Origin of the sequence: Sphingomonas sp. Leaf407 (assembly GCF_001425385.1) — a bacterium.
Classification (GTDB): domain Bacteria; phylum Pseudomonadota; class Alphaproteobacteria; order Sphingomonadales; family Sphingomonadaceae; genus Sphingomonas.
In genome coordinates this window covers 473,876-489,311 of the sequence record NZ_LMQO01000001.1, presented here as the reverse complement: position 1 = coordinate 489,311, position 15,436 = coordinate 473,876, and the positions used below count along the sequence as shown (strand labels likewise).

General features: G+C 64.1%; 16 protein-coding genes, 1 tRNA gene and 1 pseudogene. 12 read left to right on the top strand and 6 right to left on the bottom strand.

What is annotated here, in order from left to right; all coding sequences use genetic code 11:
• The first annotated feature begins 58 nt into the window (after window positions 1-58).
• From coxB to aat, 6 genes are all read left to right on the top strand, one after another.
• The gene (gene coxB / locus ASG37_RS02280) at window positions 59-1,042 is read left to right on the top strand and encodes a cytochrome c oxidase subunit II (protein WP_055755659.1); all 984 of its coding nucleotides are present in this window, start codon (window positions 59-61) and stop codon (window positions 1,040-1,042) included.
• Window positions 1,039-3,564: a cbb3-type cytochrome c oxidase subunit I gene (locus ASG37_RS02275; protein WP_055755657.1), complete on the top strand. Its 2,526-nt coding sequence runs from the start codon at window positions 1,039-1,041 to the stop codon at window positions 3,562-3,564. Before coxB ends, ASG37_RS02275 begins: the two co-directional genes overlap by 4 nt.
• Window positions 3,561-3,941: a hypothetical protein gene (locus tag ASG37_RS02270; protein ID WP_055755655.1), complete on the top strand. Its 381-nt coding sequence runs from the start codon at window positions 3,561-3,563 to the stop codon at window positions 3,939-3,941. Before ASG37_RS02275 ends, ASG37_RS02270 begins: the two co-directional genes overlap by 4 nt.
• Window positions 3,938-4,531, top strand: coding sequence for a cytochrome c oxidase assembly protein (locus tag ASG37_RS02265; protein WP_055755653.1), 594 nt, complete (start codon window positions 3,938-3,940; stop codon window positions 4,529-4,531). Before ASG37_RS02270 ends, ASG37_RS02265 begins: the two co-directional genes overlap by 4 nt.
• A complete protein-coding gene (locus ASG37_RS02260; protein ID WP_055755651.1) occupies window positions 4,528-5,580 on the top strand; it encodes a c-type cytochrome in 1,053 nt (350 codons plus the stop codon). The genes ASG37_RS02265 and ASG37_RS02260 overlap by 4 nt, the downstream gene beginning before the upstream one ends.
• 150 nt (window positions 5,581-5,730) lie before the next feature.
• Window positions 5,731-6,432 carry a leucyl/phenylalanyl-tRNA--protein transferase gene (aat, locus tag ASG37_RS02255; protein WP_055757214.1) on the top strand — a complete coding sequence of 234 codons (702 nt, stop codon included), beginning with the start codon at window positions 5,731-5,733 and terminating at the stop codon, window positions 6,430-6,432.
• A gap of 35 nt (window positions 6,433-6,467) precedes the next feature.
• Here aat and ASG37_RS17970 read toward each other — a convergent pair.
• From ASG37_RS17970 to ASG37_RS02235, 5 genes and pseudogenes are all read right to left on the bottom strand, one after another.
• Window positions 6,468-6,701: pseudogene (locus ASG37_RS17970) on the bottom strand (DUF2155 domain-containing protein); the annotation flags it as partial.
• Window positions 6,702-6,919: 218 nt separating this feature from the next.
• Window positions 6,920-7,312 carry an NADH:ubiquinone oxidoreductase subunit NDUFA12 gene (locus ASG37_RS02250; protein WP_055755650.1) on the bottom strand — a complete coding sequence of 131 codons (393 nt, stop codon included), beginning with the start codon at window positions 7,310-7,312 and terminating at the stop codon, window positions 6,920-6,922.
• Between the two features lie 45 nt (window positions 7,313-7,357).
• On the bottom strand, window positions 7,358-7,828 hold the full coding sequence (locus ASG37_RS02245; RefSeq protein WP_055755647.1) for a DUF192 domain-containing protein: 471 nt from the start codon (window positions 7,826-7,828) through the stop codon (window positions 7,358-7,360).
• 19 nt (window positions 7,829-7,847) lie between these two features.
• Window positions 7,848-8,429 (bottom strand): cold-shock protein, encoded by a 582-nt coding sequence (locus ASG37_RS02240; protein WP_055755645.1) that lies wholly within the window; start codon window positions 8,427-8,429, stop codon window positions 7,848-7,850.
• Between the two features lie 65 nt (window positions 8,430-8,494).
• Complete coding sequence (locus tag ASG37_RS02235) at window positions 8,495-9,028, bottom strand: regulatory protein RecX (RefSeq protein ID WP_055755644.1); 534 nt, start codon at window positions 9,026-9,028, stop codon at window positions 8,495-8,497.
• A gap of 125 nt (window positions 9,029-9,153) precedes the next feature.
• Between ASG37_RS02235 and ASG37_RS02230 the strand changes: the two genes are divergently transcribed.
• The 6 genes from ASG37_RS02230 to ASG37_RS17235 all read left to right on the top strand — a co-directional run bounded on the left by ASG37_RS02230 (window position 9,154) and on the right by ASG37_RS17235 (window position 14,549).
• Window positions 9,154-10,908: a fatty acyl-AMP ligase gene (locus ASG37_RS02230; RefSeq protein WP_055755642.1), complete on the top strand. Its 1,755-nt coding sequence runs from the start codon at window positions 9,154-9,156 to the stop codon at window positions 10,906-10,908.
• 97 nt (window positions 10,909-11,005) lie between these two features.
• A tRNA-Trp gene (locus ASG37_RS02225) sits at window positions 11,006-11,081 on the top strand.
• A 39-nt stretch (window positions 11,082-11,120) separates the two neighbouring features.
• A complete protein-coding gene (locus ASG37_RS02220) occupies window positions 11,121-11,699 on the top strand; it encodes a YqaA family protein (protein ID WP_055755640.1) in 579 nt (192 codons plus the stop codon).
• A 121-nt stretch (window positions 11,700-11,820) separates the two neighbouring features.
• Complete coding sequence (gene secE / locus ASG37_RS02215) at window positions 11,821-12,048, top strand: preprotein translocase subunit SecE (protein ID WP_055755638.1); 228 nt, start codon at window positions 11,821-11,823, stop codon at window positions 12,046-12,048.
• A 40-nt stretch (window positions 12,049-12,088) separates the two neighbouring features.
• Window positions 12,089-12,628 carry a transcription termination/antitermination protein NusG gene (nusG, locus tag ASG37_RS02210; protein WP_055755635.1) on the top strand — a complete coding sequence of 180 codons (540 nt, stop codon included), beginning with the start codon at window positions 12,089-12,091 and terminating at the stop codon, window positions 12,626-12,628.
• A 298-nt stretch (window positions 12,629-12,926) separates the two neighbouring features.
• Entirely contained in the window at window positions 12,927-14,549 is a 1,623-nt protein-coding gene (locus tag ASG37_RS17235) for a reverse transcriptase domain-containing protein (protein ID WP_156349023.1), read from the top strand.
• 26 nt (window positions 14,550-14,575) lie between these two features.
• On the opposite strand, the gene ASG37_RS02205 is transcribed toward ASG37_RS17235, so the two are convergent.
• Window positions 14,576-15,406 (bottom strand): hypothetical protein, encoded by an 831-nt coding sequence (locus tag ASG37_RS02205; RefSeq protein ID WP_055755633.1) that lies wholly within the window; start codon window positions 15,404-15,406, stop codon window positions 14,576-14,578.
• Window positions 15,407-15,436: the final 30 nt, after the last annotated feature.

The window sequence follows — 15,436 nt, the reverse complement described above, 5'->3', positions numbered from 1 at the left end:
GCAATACTCGTTTCGCTGCCGTGCCGTATACCCCAATGGAGCGGCACGAAGGGGGATCATGCGGCGGTTCAGCGCCTCAATCGGATTAGCGGCGTTCGCCGCACTTGGCGCGTGCAACCGGCATCAGTCGGCGTTGACGGTATTTGGCGAGGAGGCGGCGACCGTTCGCCACCTGACCGTCATAATGCTCGTCGGCGCGGTCGTCATCGCCGCCGGTGTCGCCGGATTGATGATCGCGGCGGTGCGCGCGCCGGAAGGCAAGCTGACGCTGTCGGGTGGCATGCGCATGGTCGGCTGGCTCGGCGGAGTCGTACCGGTCATCGTGCTGCTGTCGCTGCTGCTCTACAGCCTGCCGGCGATGCGCCCGCTGCCAGTGGCCGACAGCGATCTGCGGATCGCGGTGGAGGGCGAGCAATTCTGGTGGGCGGTCCGTTACCAGCCGCCCGGTGCCGCGCCGGTCATGTCCGCGAACGAAATCCGCATCCCCGTGGGCCGCACCGTGCAGTTGGACCTGACCGCCGGTGACGTGATCCACAGCTTCTGGATACCCGGTCTTGCCGGCAAGATGGACATGATCCCCGGCCGCACCAACCGGCTGGTGGTCCGCGCGACGAAGCCGGGCAAGTTCCGCGGCGTCTGCACCGAATTCTGCGGGCTCAGCCACGCGCTGATGGCGTTCGACGTCGTGGCGATGGAGCCGGTGGCGTTCGACGCATGGCTCGCCGCCGAGCGCCGCCCGGCGATCGTGCCGCCTGCCGGCAGCGTCGCGGCGGCCGGGGCGCAGGCGTTCGTCGCCGATGGCTGCGCCGGATGCCATGCGATCGCCGGCACCGAAGCGGTGGCGCGGATCGCGCCCGACCTGACCCACTTCGGCAGCCGCACCTCGCTTGGCGCGGGAACGCAGCCGATGACCCGCGAGGCGCTGGTCGCCTTCATTCTGAACGCGCCGTCGGTGAAGCCCGGCGCGCGGATGCCCGCCTACACTCATCTGCCGCCCGCCGAGGCGCAGGCGATCGCCGCCTATCTGGAAAGTCTGAAATGAGCCTCCACGCGCAAGACGATCCCGCGCTCCGCGCCGCGCAGGAGGAACGGCTGCGTGCGGTGTGGAAAGCACCGCAGGGCATTTTCCTGCGCTGGACCGATTGCAACAACAACCGCGTCGGCGCGTGGTACACGCTGACCGCGTTCGGCTTCATGCTGTTCGCGGGCGTGCTGGCGCTCATCATGCGCACCCAGTTGGCGGTGCCCGACAACGACCTCGTCTCGGCGAACAGCTTCAACCAGTTGTTCACGCTGCACGGCTCGATGATGATGTTCCTGTTCGCCGTGCCGATGTTCGAGGCGGTGTCGATCATCCTCCTGCCGCAGTTGCTCGGCGCGCGCGACCTGCCGTTTCCGCGGCTGTCGGCGTTCGGTTACTGGTCGTTCCTGATCGGCGGGGTATTCGTCGGCGGATCGATCTTCTTCAACGCCGCGCCCGATGGCGGGTGGTTCATGTACCCGCCGCTTACCACCCGTACCGACCTGTCCGGCCTCGGTGCCGACATCTGGATGCTGGGGCTGAGCTTCATCGAGGTGTCGTCGGTCGCCGCCGCCGTCGAGCTGATCGTCGGCGTGCTCAAATGCCGCCCGCCCGGCATGCGGCTCAACCTGATGCCGCTCTATGCGTGGTATATCCTCGTCGTCGCGGTGATGATCCTGTTCGCCTTCCCGCCGCTGATCGCGGGCGACGTGCTGTTCGAGATGGAGCGGCTGCTCAACTGGCCGTTCTTCGATGCGGCGCGCGGCGGCGATCCGCTGCTGTGGCAGCACCTGTTCTGGATCTTCGGCCACCCCGAAGTCTATATCGTCTTCCTGCCATCGATCGCGCTGTTCGCGATGATGATCCCGACCTTCGCCCAGCGCCATCTGCTCGGCTATCCGTGGATCGTGCTGGCGGCGGTCGGCACCGCGTTCCTGTCGTTCGGCCTGTGGGTCCACCACATGTTCGCGACCGGCCTGCCCAAGATCAGCCTCGCCTTCTTCTCCGCCGCGTCCGAAGCGGTGGCGATCCCGACCGGCATTCAGATCTTCGCGTTCATCGCGACGCTATGGGCGGGCAAGGTCAAATGGTCGACGCCGCTGCTCTATGCCTCGGGCAGCCTCGCCATCTTCGTGATCGGCGGCCTGACCGGCGTGATGGTCGCGATCGCCCCGTTCGACTGGCAGGCGCACGATACCTATTTCGTGGTCGCGCATCTCCATTACGTGCTGATCGGCGGCACGCTGCTGCCGTTGTTCGGCGGGCTGTATTATTACTGGCCGCTGATTACCGGTAAGAAACTGTCGGACCGGATGGGGCGCACCGCGTTCTGGATGTTGTTCGTCGGCGCGAACCTCACCTTCTTCCCGATGCACTTCAGCGGGTTGTTCGGCATGCCGCGCCGGGTGTTCACCTATCCGGCGGAACTCGGCATCGGCTGGCTGAACCTTGCGTCGACCGCCGGGGCGTATCTGTTCGCGCTCGGCACGCTGATCGTCTGCATCGATCTTGCTCGCTCGCCGTGGCGGGCCAAGGCGGTGCGCAATCCGTGGAACGCCGGCACGCTCGAATGGCTGGCGCATCCCGATGACGAGGATTGGGGCATCCGTTCGGTCCCGCTGATCGAGAGCCGCTACCCGATCTGGGACCAGAAGGATTTCGTGAAGAAGGTCGACGAGGGTCGCTTCTTCCTGGCGGATGCCGAGGAAGGCCGGCGCGAGACGATCGTGACGAGCGTGCTCGACGCGCGCCCGCTCTATGTCGTGCGCCTCGGCACGCCAAGCTGGGTGCCGATGATGACCGCCGTCGCGCTGGGCAGCGTGTTCATCCTCACCACCTATCACCTCTACTGGTGGTCGCTCGCCGGGGCGTTCGTGACGCTGGGCTGCGTCCTCTACTGGCTGTGGACCGGCACCGCCGAAATCCCGGAGAAGGACAGCAAGCCGATCGGCCATGGCATCGAGCTGCCGCTCTATGTCTCCGGCTCGGCGGCGCCGGGATGGTGGGCGATGTTCATCACGATGATGGCCGATGCGACCGCCTTTTCGGGGCTGGTGTTCGGTTATTATTTCTTCTGGACGGTGCATCCCGAATTTCCGCCATCGGGTCCGGGCATGGATGGGCCGGGCACCTTCTGGCCGATGGTCGCGCTGGCGCTGGCGGCGGCGAGCTGGCTGGCGACGGTGGGCGCGCGCGGGTTCAACCGGCGTGGCGGGGTGGGTGCGGCACGGGGGCTGCTCGCGCTCGGCATCGCCGCCAGCCTCTGCGGCATCTGGGCCGGGTTGCAGGGGCCGCTGACGACCGGGCTCGACCCCGAACTGCACAGCTATCCCGCAATCGTGTGGGTGCTGGTGATCTGGACTACCGCCCATGCCGGGATCGGCGCGATCATGCAGAGCTATACGCTGGCGCGCAGCATCGCCGGTCGGATGACGCCGCGCTATGATGCCGATCTGCGCAACATCACCGTCTATCAGCACTTCATGGCGCTCACCGCCATCGTCACCTATGCGACGATCGGCCTGTTCCCGGGGGTCGCATGAAACGCGGGTTGCATGGCATGGTCGGCCGGCTGAAAGTCACCCTGTGGTCGCTGATCGTGCCGCCGGTCGCGTGGGCGGTGCATTTCCTCTTCTCCTATCTGTGGGCGGCGATTCATTGCGCGAAAGTCGGCGGTTTTCCGCGATTTCCCATCCTCTACGCCGTCGGCACGCTCGCCGCGCTGGCGGTGATCCTCGCGGCGGGGATCGTCGCGCATCTGCAATCGCGGGTGCCCGGCGACGATCCCCCGCACGAGGAGAGCACCGACCGCGACCGGATTCGCTTCCTCGCCTTCTCGACCGTGCTGCTGGCGGCGTTGAGCTTCGTCGGCGTGCTGTTCACCGCTGCGCCGGTGCTGTTTCTGACGGATTGCCGGTGAAGCGCGCGGCGTTCCTCATCGGCGGCGCGCTACTGCCCGCCGGCTGGCTGGCGGCGGCGCAGGCGGGAATGGTCGGCCATATGGCGGGGCATATGATCGCCGTCGCGATCGCTGCGCCCTTGATCGCGTTCGGCCTGAGCGACGGACGGTTTGACCCGGCACGGCGCTGGCCGACGATCGTCACGCCGCTTGGCATGTCGCTGGTCGAGCTGGTGACGGTGTGGGGCTGGCATCTGCCCGCGCTGCGCCTGCTCGCCGATCGGTCGATCGTGGCGATGGTCGTCGAACAGGCGTCGTTCCTCGCCGCCGGGCTGCTGCTCTGGGCCGCCGTGCTCGGCACCGGGCGCGACCGGCGCGCGGGGGGGGTTGGTGCGCTGCTGCTGACCTCGATGCACATGACGTTGCTCGGCGCGCTGATCGGCCTTGCCCCCCGCCCGCTCTATCCGGCGATGGCGCATGGGATGCACGATCCGCTCGCCGACCAGCAACTGGGCGGCGTCGTGATGCTGATGGTCGGGGCGGCCAGCTATTTCCTCGGCGGCCTGGCGCTTCTCGCGACGCTGCTACGTCAACCGGAGCCGCAGCCATGACCATCCGCCTGACGTGGAAGCGCGTGATCGTGACGCTGCTGGGCATTTTCGCGCTCGGCATGGCCTATGCGTGGTCGGGGGCGTTCAATGTCGCCGCCTCGTCGGGGCACTGGGCAGTCACCGACTGGTTCCTGCACTGGGTAATGCGCAATTCGGTGCAGACCCGCGCTGCGCTGACCGTGCCCGACGATGCCGCCGACGCCAGCGGGCTGGTGAGCGCGGCGGGCTATTACGCCACGTCCTGCGCGTCGTGCCACGGCGCGCCGGGCGTCCGGCCGCTGCCGTTGATGCAGAAGGCCACGCCGCCCGCGCCCGATTTGGCGAAGAACGCCAAGGAATGGACCGACAAGCAGCTCTACTGGATCCTCGAACATGGCGTGAAGTTCAGCGGCATGCCGGCATGGGGTGCCAAGGACCGGCCCGACGAGGTGCGCCGCATGGTCGCCTTCGTCCGCCGCCTGCCGAAGATGAGCCCGCAGGAATATCGCCTGCTCGCGGGCAGCAATGCGCAGGGGTTCGGCGCGGCGAACGGCCGCTTCGACAGTTGCGCGGGATGCCATGGCAGCGACGGGCTGGGCCGGGGACAGAAGGATATTCCGGTCCTCGCCGGGCAGAACCCGGGCTATCTCGCCGCAGCACTCGAAGCCTATGCCACCGGCCGCCGCCAGAGCGCGGTGATGGGGAATGCCGCCGCGCAATTGACGCCCGAGGAACGGGTCGCGCTTGCCCGTCGCTTCGCGGCGATGCCGAACGGGATCGGCGGTGCCGTGCGGCCGACGCGCGATGCGGCGGCGCTGCGGATCATCGAGCGCGGCCTGCCCGACCAGCAGCTCCCCGCCTGTCGCAGTTGCCACACACCGGGCATGGCCAACCGCTATCCGGTGATCGACGGGCAGCGGGCGGGCTATATCGCGGATCGGCTGCGCCAGTGGCGTGGCCAAAAGGAAGTGGTCGACGCGCGTAAGAGCCAGGCGACGATGCCGGTCATCGCCCGGCGCATCCCCGAGGACATGATCGAACCGATCGCCCGCGCGCTGGCGGGGAAATGAACCGATAGCGCCTCGACGCGGCGATGCGGGGTGATAGGGTGGGCCGGCCATGCCGACCGCCCCTGCCCTTCGTATCGCCGCATCGCACGGCCATCCGTTGTTCGCGACCGGTGCGGTCCTGTGAGCGATAGCGACCGCCTCGACCCGGCAATGGTGCTGCGCGCCTATGCCGCCGGGATCTTCCCGATGGCCGATACGCGCGACGCGCCCGGCGTCTATTGGGTCGAACCGAAATATCGCGGCGTCCTCCCGCTCGACGGGTTTCACCTGTCGCGCACGTTGCGCAAGCTGATCGTGCGCGACCGCTACCGCGTCACCGCCGATCGTGCCTTTGCCGATATTCTTACGCTGTGCGCCGAAAGCGCGGCCGATCGCACCGAAACATGGATCAACGGACCGATCGAAGCGGTTTTTCTCGAACTGCACGCGCTGGGCTTCGCCCATTCGGTCGAGGTGTGGGACGGCGATCGGCTAGCGGGCGGCCTATACGGCCTTGCGATCGGCGGTGCGTTCTTCGGCGAAAGCATGGTCAGCCGCGCGCCCAGCGCCTCCAAGGTCGCGCTGGCGTGGCTCGTCGCGCGACTGCGGGCGGGCGGCTATCGGCTGCTCGACTGCCAGTTCCAGACCGACCATCTCGAATCGATGGGAGCGGTCGAGATACCCCGCGCGCGCTATTCGGCGTTGTTGTCCGACGCGATCGGGGTCGATTCGGCCGGTGTCGTCACCGGTGCCGATTTCGGTGCGCTCGACCGCCTGACAGTTGGCGACGGTGTCGCGCCGCCGCCCGCCGATACGGTTTCCGGCCCTTCCTCGGGGAAGGACATCGTGCAGCTCTTGGGCCACACGTCGTAGATCGGGTGGAGCACGACGTTCAGTGCCGGCCGTTCCTTGAACAGCCAGCCCGAAAATGCCCGGCGCCATTTGGTGTCGGCGCCGCGCACGTCCAGTTGCACGAACGCGCCGGTATATTGCTCCTGCTCCCACGGCGCGGTGCGCTCGCACCCGCGCAGGCGGACGACGACATCGCCGACCCGCGTCGCCTGTCCGGGTTTCAGCGTCAGGTCGCGGGTTTCGCCGTTGCGCTTGTTGAGCAACCCGACCACCGCGACGCGCTGCGCCATCGGCGTGGCACCGGCCAGCAGCCGTTCGTCCAGCCCGGTGTCGACACTGACGACTTCGGTACCACCACCGGTGCGCGGACGCGCGGCATCGGGCACGGCGACCTCGGCGGCGACCGGTGCGGTGGCGGTGCGGCTATCCTGCCACCGCGTCCAGCCCAGCCAGCCGATCAGCCCCGCCACCACCACGATCGCCAGCCCGACCAGCCAGCGACGCGGGGTCATGCGTCGGGGTTCCACGCCTCATAATCGCCGGTGGCGCGGACCCGCGCGCCGCCCTTGTCGAGCACGCCGGGCGGGCGATAAGCGAGCGCGGTGCCGGTCTGGTTCTCGATCGGGACCTGCTGCCACTGGCGCACCGGCGGCAGCGATTCGTCGGGTGTCCCCTCGATCTGGTGGTGCAGCCAACTGAACCAGTCGGGCGGCACGCGGCTGGCATCGTTCGAGCCGGAATAGATGACCCAGCGGCGCGGCTGCCCCGCGGTATCCTTGCCGCCCTGATAATAGACGTTGCCGAGATGGTCGGAACCGACCTTTGCCATGCCGCGCAGGCCCATCCAGGTGCCAAAGGTGGCACCGTTCCACCAGGTGAAGATGTTCGCGAGGATACCCATGGTGGTCCGCTTAGCGCCCCGATGCGGATGGGGCAACGGTGCCGATCATTTCCACGTCACCTTGTCGCCCGCCGCGATGCCCAGTTCGGCGGCGCGGCCACCGGCCAGTTCGAGGACGGCCGACACCGGCTCGCCCGATCCGACGGGGATTTCGGAATAGGGAATGGTGTCTTCGGCGATGGTCGCCACGGTGCCGTCGGGACGGATGAACAGGATGTCGAGCGCACTGGGCGTGTTCTTCATCCAGAAGCTGGCCGGTTTGGGCGGGCCGCCGTCGGGCGGATAGGGCGCGAACAACATGCCGCCATCGGCGGGAATCGACGGGCGGTACATCAACCCGCGCTGCTGCTGCGCTTCGGTCGCGGCGAGTTCGACGGTGAAGTCATGGGTCTTGCCGGCGGCGGTCGTGATGGTGACGCGCTTCGTCGCGACGCCGGCCTGGGTGGCGGCGTCGCTCCCGCCCGACTGGCAGCCGCCCGTCGCGGCGGCGAGCGCCAGTGCCGCCGCGGCGGCCATCCGTTGCAATGTCACGCGCTTACTCGCCTTTTTCGACCACGATCGCCAGCGGCCCCTTCTGCCCATCGACGATCCTCGCGACAAGCCGCTCCTCGGGATCGACTTCCTCAATCCCGCCGCGCCGCAGCGTTTCCATATGGACGAACACATCGCCGGGTTCGTTAATGCGAACCAGAAAACCATAGCCTTTCAGGCGGTTGAACCACTTTACCGTCACCGGCTCGAACGGTCCCGCCTGATCGGCCAATGCCATGCGGTCGGGGCGGTCGGCGGGGCGACGCACCGGTTCGATCGCGCTCGACAGGTCGATTTCGAGAATTTCGGTCGCCTGCATGCCGCGCGCCTTGCGTACCGCGTGGCAGATGATCCGCGCCCCTTCGGGAAGGGTCCGGCGGCCATGATCCTGAAGCACCGAAAAATGCACGAGGACATCACCGACGTCCGGATCGTCGGCGACCACGAAACCGAAGCCGCGGGTCACGTCGAACCATTTGACGACGCCGCCGATCGCGATTCCCGGCTCGGCATCATCGTCGAACGGCACGACGCCCGACGAAACGACGGAGAAATCGTCTGCGGTGGTTCGAGCCTCCATGCGCATATATTTGCAATCCCCCTGCCCGCATCCTAACACGATCTTTCACGAACGCGACGATTTCTTTGCGATTAAGCATGGTCTTCACGCAAGTCCGGGACGTCGTCGGCGGTCATCGACGCGATTCGCCGGGCGAGCGACGGTGCATGACCGGCGCGGACCATCGCCGCGATCTGTCGTTCGCGCTGGTCGCGCTCGACCGGTTCGGGTGCGAACGGGCCGATCCGGCGGCGCCGGGCAAAGGCCATGGCGGTCGCCTCCGCCCCCTCGTCGATCGCCTCGTCCAGCGTGCTACTGTCCTCGCCGGCCACCCCGGCGTGGCGCAGCGCATCGCGCACCCGGCGTGGCCCCAGCCCCCGCCGGGCCATCGCCGCCACGCGCGATTCCGCGAACGCCAGATCGTCGACATAGCGCAGTTCGACCATGCGATCGGCCAGCGCTTCGGGGTCGATCACCCCTTCGCTGCCGCGTTCGCGCAGCTTGCGGCGCAGATAATCGAGCAGCTTGGCGCGGGTCGTCGCGAAGCGTTCGACATAGCGTAGCGCAAGGCGTTCGAGTGCCGGCTGGGTCAGCGCGGGCGGCGGGCGGCGGGGTTCACGGGGCATGCGCCATGTTTGTGCCATAGTGCGCCGCGATTTTGAAACGGACTGTGCCGCGCGGCCGGTTGTCGCTATGGCGATCCGCTTGGGAGCCGCGTGTTACCCGCCATGGTGCCGTGAGTTGGACAAGAATGACGACGAATATTGAAGGAACTGTTGCAGCGACGCCGGTGGCGACACCGACCATGGACGCGCTCCCCCGCCGCTTCGCCGATTTCGCGACGCTGGGCGAAGCGATGGACTATGCCGCGACGGGGACACGCGGGCTGAACTTTCACGACGCACGCGGCACGCTCACCCGCCCCTACCCGTTTCGCGAGATGCGCGAGGATGCGCTCGCGCAGGCGCACCGGCTGATCGCGCATGGCGTGCGGCCGAAGGACCGCATCGCGCTGATCGCCGAGACGGGGCCGGAGTTCGCCGCGCTGTTCTTCGGCGTCGTCTATGCCGGGGCGTGGCCGGTGCCCCTGCCGCTGCCCACGTCGTTCGGCGGGCGCGACGCCTATGTCGAGCAGCTCCGCGTGCAGTTGGCGAGCTGCGATCCCACGACCTTGCTCTATCCGGCCGAACTGGAAGCGATGGCGGGCGAAGCCGCGCGGGTCGCCGGGGTCGAAGGGATTGACTGGGAACGCTTTTCCGCCAGCGACGCACCGGTCGGCGATCTACCGCAGGCCGCCACCGACGATGTCTGCTACCTGCAATATTCGAGCGGTTCGACCCGTTTCCCGCACGGGACCGAGATCACCCACGCCGCGCTGCTGAACAACCTGTCGGCGCACAGCCATGGTATGGAAGTGAACCCCGAGGACCGCTGCGTGTCGTGGTTGCCATGGTATCACGACATGGGGCTGGTCGGCTGCTTCCTGTCGGTCGTCGCCAACCAGGTGTCGACCGACTATCTGAAAACCGAGGATTTCGCGCGGCGGCCGCTGGCGTGGCTCGACCTTATCACCCGCAACACCGGCAGTTCGATTTCCTACTCGCCCACCTTTGGCTACGACATCTGCGCCCGGCGGATGTCGAGCCAGACCAAGGCGGCCGACCGGTTCGACCTGTCGCGCTGGCGGCTTGCCGGCAACGGCGCGGACATGATCCGGCCCGACGTGATGCAGTCGTTCGTCGATGCCTTTGCCGATGCCGGGTTCAAGGCGTCGGCGTTCCTGCCGTCCTATGGCCTTGCCGAAGCGACGCTGGCGGTGGCGATCATGCCGCCGGGCGAAGGGATCATCGTCGAACTGGTTGAAGAGACGGAACTTTCCGGTCACGCGGGGCGCGCCGACCGGCCGCAGCGGTATCGCGCGATCGTGAATTGCGGCAAGCCGGTGAAGGACATGGCGATCGAAATCCGCGAGGAGGACGGCACGTTGTTGCCGCAGCGCGCGATCGGCAAGCTGTGGTGCAAGGGCCCGTCGCTGATGAGCGGTTATTTCCGCGATCCCGAGGCGACCGCGGCGTGCATGGCCGATGGCTGGCTCGACACTGGCGACATGGCTTATATGTCAGAGGGTTACGTCTATATCGTCGGCCGCGCCAAGGACATGATTATCGTCAATGGCAAGAATCACTGGCCGCAGGACATCGAATGGGCGGTCGAGCAACTGCCCGGATTCAAGGCGGGCGACATCGCCGCCTTCGCGATCACCACCCCGGGCGGCGAGGAAACCCCGGCGGTGCTGGTGCAATGCCGCGCGTCGGACGAGGCCGAGCGGCAGCGGCTGCGCGAGGAAATTCGCGAGCGTGTCCGGTCGGTTACGGGGATGAACTGCGTGATCGAGCTGGTGCCGCCGCGCACGCTGCCGCGCACGTCATCGGGCAAGTTGAGCCGGGCCAAGGCGCGCAAACTGTATCTGGAAGGCGAGATCAAGCCCTACGCGATCGCGGCCTGAACCCGCAAGTTTTCGTTGTCCTACAGACCGCCCGATCGGCTATCCAATAATCGGCCTTGTGCTTCCGGTTGGACCGGGATAGAGGCCGCCTCCGCACACGAGTGTAGCTCAGCTGGTAGAGCATCGGTCTCCAAAACCGAGGGCCGGGGGTTCGAATCCCTCCACTCGTGCCAGCGCACCCCGCGCGCCCTTCCCCCATCTGGACGCCGACGATGTTCCGTGCGCTGTATGACTGGACGCTTCGCCTTGCCAACCATCGCCATGCGGTGCGCAGCCTTGCCGTCGTGTCGTTTTGCGAAAGCTCGTTCTTTCCGATCCCGCCCGATGTCGTGCTGGTGCCGGTCATCCTGCAGCATCGTACCCGGGCGTACCGGATCGCGGCGATCTGCACGATCGCGTCGGTGCTGGGGGCGATGGTCGGCTATGCGATCGGGTATTTCCTGTTCGACACGGTTGGGCGCTGGGTGATCGAGCTGTACGGGTTGCAGGACAAGGCGACCGCGTTCCAGGCGTCGTTCGCCAAATACGGCGCGGCGATCATCCTGCTGAAAGGGCTGACGCCGATCCCGTTCAAGCTGGTCACGATCGCGTCGGGGCTCGCCAAGTTCAATTTCGGGATGTTCGTGCTGACGGCGGCGATCACCCGCGCGTTCCGGTTTTTCCTGATCGCGTTCCTGCTCAAGCGCTATGGCCAGCCGGTGCAGGACTTCATCGAGAAGCGGCTGACGCTGATCGGGACGTTGCTGGTGGTGGCGCTGGTCGGCGGGTTCGCGGCGGTCAGCCTGCTCTGAGCGACGCCGCCCGGCATTGCTTGCATGGGGCGGCGTTCGTCGCTAGATACCATGCCCAATCCGACAGCGTGGATGGGCCGCGCCGGTTCTTGTAAGGGACCGGACGGGGCCTTGTGTCCAAATGTCGATCAACCGCAACAAGGGTGCGCGCGTGGCCAAGGTTACTCCAGTCGAATTCATGCGGCAGGTTAAGGCGGAAACCGCGAAGGTGACGTGGCCGACGCGCAAGGAAACGGTGATGACCGCGGTGATGGTGGTCATCATGACCTCGTTGCTCGCGATCTTCTTCCTTGGCGTCGATTCGATGTTCGATGCGATCGTGAAGGCGCTGCTGCGCCTCGCCCAGTAACGCCTCGACCCCGCACTCCCACGAGCTTCAAAGGACTTTCATGTCGCGTTGGTACATCATTCACGCCTATTCGGGGTTCGAGGGCAAGGTCCGCGATTCGATCATGACCGAGGCGACGCGCCTTGGCCTTGACCATGCGGTCGAGGCGATCGAGGTGCCGACCGAGAACGTGACCGAGGTGCGGCGCGGCAAGAAGGTGCAGTCCGAGCGCAAGTTCATGCCCGGATACGTGCTGGCGAAGCTGGACCTGAACGATCAGGTCTATCACCTCGTCAAGAACACGCCGAAGGTGACGGGCTTCCTGGGATCATCGGGCAAGCCGCAGGCGATCAGCGAGGCGGAAGCCACGCGGATGCTCAACAGCAAGGAAGAAGCCGCCGCCTCGCCCACCAAGCAGAAGATCAAGGTCGATTTCGAGATCGGCGATTCGGTCAAGGTGCTCGACGGCCCGTTCGCGAGCTTCAACGGCGTGGTCGAGGAACTGGACTTCGACAAGTCGAAGGTGAAGGTTTCGGTGTCGATCTTCGGGCGGGCAACCCCGGTGGAACTGGACTTCGAGCAGGTGGAACGAAGCAAGTAAGGCAAAGCCTGACTTGCTGTCCGCACGCGGTTAGCGCCAGCTAACTGCGAGACGGCGGACACCGGCCGGCGGGTGCAACCCGACCGACGTTAGCGGCGTAGGGCGAAGGCCCTGCGCCGTTTTTGGTTTGGGAAAAGCTCTTGATACGCTTCGGACACCCCCTTGACTTCCGACGAGTATCCAGTTGAATTAAAGACATGTGCGGGACGCACTAGCCACGTCGGGATACTTACTTTGCAGTCGAGTTCTGCCGAACTCGTTCGCCAATCGCAAAAGAAACCCTGACTCTCCGATTGTGGTGGCCGCCCCCGTGCCTTGCACGGGGGCGCGTTACTCGGAAGGGGATACAATTTTGCAAGAACTGATTGAAGAAGCGATTATTCGCAAAGCTCAATCTGTTTTACGTAATCGTAGAATTGATCGCGCCATTTCATTCAAAAATGCTGATCGATATCGTAAGCGAACTGGGCTGGTTCCTGGTATTCCATCAGAAGCAGACCCTGCTTGGTGGAATTACCACCCTCATTTCGATCCAGCATATTGCATTCGGCATGCTCGATACCTGAGCCGAACCATATGGCGCAAGCTACAGGATAATCTGTATCATCCAGTTCCGGCTATTCAATTCGACCTTCCAAAACCAGATGGTTCGCATCGAAAGATCATGGCCTTTGCAATTCCCGACTCTGCTCTTGCAAATTTAGTTCATCGTAAGGCTACGAAAAGGAATATAAATCTTTTTTCACGCCTGAGCTACGCCTATCGTCCTGACCAAAATGTTTTTGACGCTATACTAAATTTATCAAAATCCCTCGACTCTCCAAAATCGTATATAGTTCAGTACGATTTTTCTAAGTATTTTGATACTATTGATCATTCTTATATTAGAAAAGTTCTATTTGAGCGGCAATTATTCTTACTTCCGGAAGCTGAGCGAAATGCTATAAATTCTTTTCTCAAGCATGAATATGCTCATATTTCTACCTATAGTCACAACGTGTTTGATGTCAGAGATTCTGGGGTCCCGCAAGGTAGCTCACTGTCATTGTTCTTATCAAATGCGGCAGCCCACGAATTAGATTTAGCACTTGAAAAATTAAACGGAACTTTTGTACGTTTTGCTGATGATGTTGTCGCAGTAGCTCACTCATATTCCGACGCGCTGGCGATTTCAGCAGCATTTCGGGACCATTGCAATTTGGCTGGCCTGAAAATAAATTATGATAAATCTCCGGGCATTTTACTATTTGGCGGAAGTCCAGAACGTGAAATGCGGACCTTTACCATTGATACTGACGATGGCGATCAATTAGAAACTATTTCTAAAATAGATTATCTTGGTCATAGCATTACTGCTTGTGGCGTAAACATTCCGTCTAAATCAATAAAACGAATAAAGTCAAAAATTTCGAGTATAGTTCATAAAAACCTTTTCCTTCATCGAAGAAATTTAGGCGACTCCTTTAATCCGTTACGCGTAGGTCCCGGATTTACAGATTGGGACTTAACCACGTGCATTAACGAAATACGTAAATATATTTATGGAGGGTTGAGAGAAAGTCAGATCGATGGATTCTTATCGGATGCCAGCAAACCCCCATACATGCGTGGACTAATGGGATTTTTTCCGCTCATTACGGACCCAAAAACTCTTATAGAATTGGATGGCTGGCTGTTAAATATCATTGCTAGGGCGCAGCGAGAAAGACGCCGCATGCTTTCTAGTAATTTTGGAGTATCTATTCCGGTATTGACCAAAAAAGAATTAATATCTGGAAGTTGGTATCAATACCCAGAAATTAGAAACGATGCGTCACTTCCTAGCTTTGTTCGTGCTTGGCGCGCAGCGCGGAAATATTATCGGCGTTACGGGCTTTCGGGAATTGAACCTCCTCGTTATTATTCTTTGAACGAATATTAAATTTCTTAATAGGCAACTGATAGTGGCTATCTTGATGCTTTCCCCCACCTCACCCGTTTAATCGCCGCCAGCAAATCCTCATCCGGCGTAAGCGGCTCCCACTCCTCCCGCCTGCCCCCGCGCCGCCACTCCAGTTGCGCGTAGCTCACCAACAGCCGGTCCTCCTCGTCCAGCAGCCACGCCACGCGGCATTCCCGCGCGCACCGGTCCTTCCACGCGGCGTTGCTCTCGCCGCGCTTCGGCCCGAACGCCGGATTGACCAGTTCCTTCTGCCGCCGGTCGTTCCAGCCGATCAGTTGCATCGCCTGCTGCACGGTCATCGGCTCAATCGGCGGGGGATCGTTGTGGCGCCACTGGTCGTGGACATTGGCTTCGGGCAGGCCGGATTCGAGCAGCGCCATCTCCAGCCGTTCGGCGCCCACCGCCAGCGCGAGGCGCATCTCGCGGGCGAAGCCGGGGTGGCGGCGGGCGCGGGCGTAGAAGCTCGAATGGGCGAAGCCCGCCGCGCTCGCCGCGAGGCGCACGTTGGCGGTGGCGGTGAGCGCGCGCAGGAAGGCTTGCTCGGCGGCGGTGTCGATGTGGCGGGCCCTGGTGGCGCGCAGTTGCAGGCGGCCTTTCGAGCGGACGAGGCGGGCGTCGTCGGGCGAGACATTGGTATCGGCGAGGGCGGCGGCGGCGAGCGCCAGCGCGCCTTCCCAGCGCTGGGCGAAGTCGGGGTCGGCGTTGCGGCGCTTGGTCAGCATCGAGCGGTTGAGGCCCAGCGTGCGCGCGGCGTCGCGGGCGTTGCCGGTGCGGGCGAGTTCCTTGAGGAAGGCGGCGTTCTGGAGCGCCTGCGCGCGGCTATAGGGTCTGGCCATGGCGCGGAGCGGATCATTGTAAGTCCAACA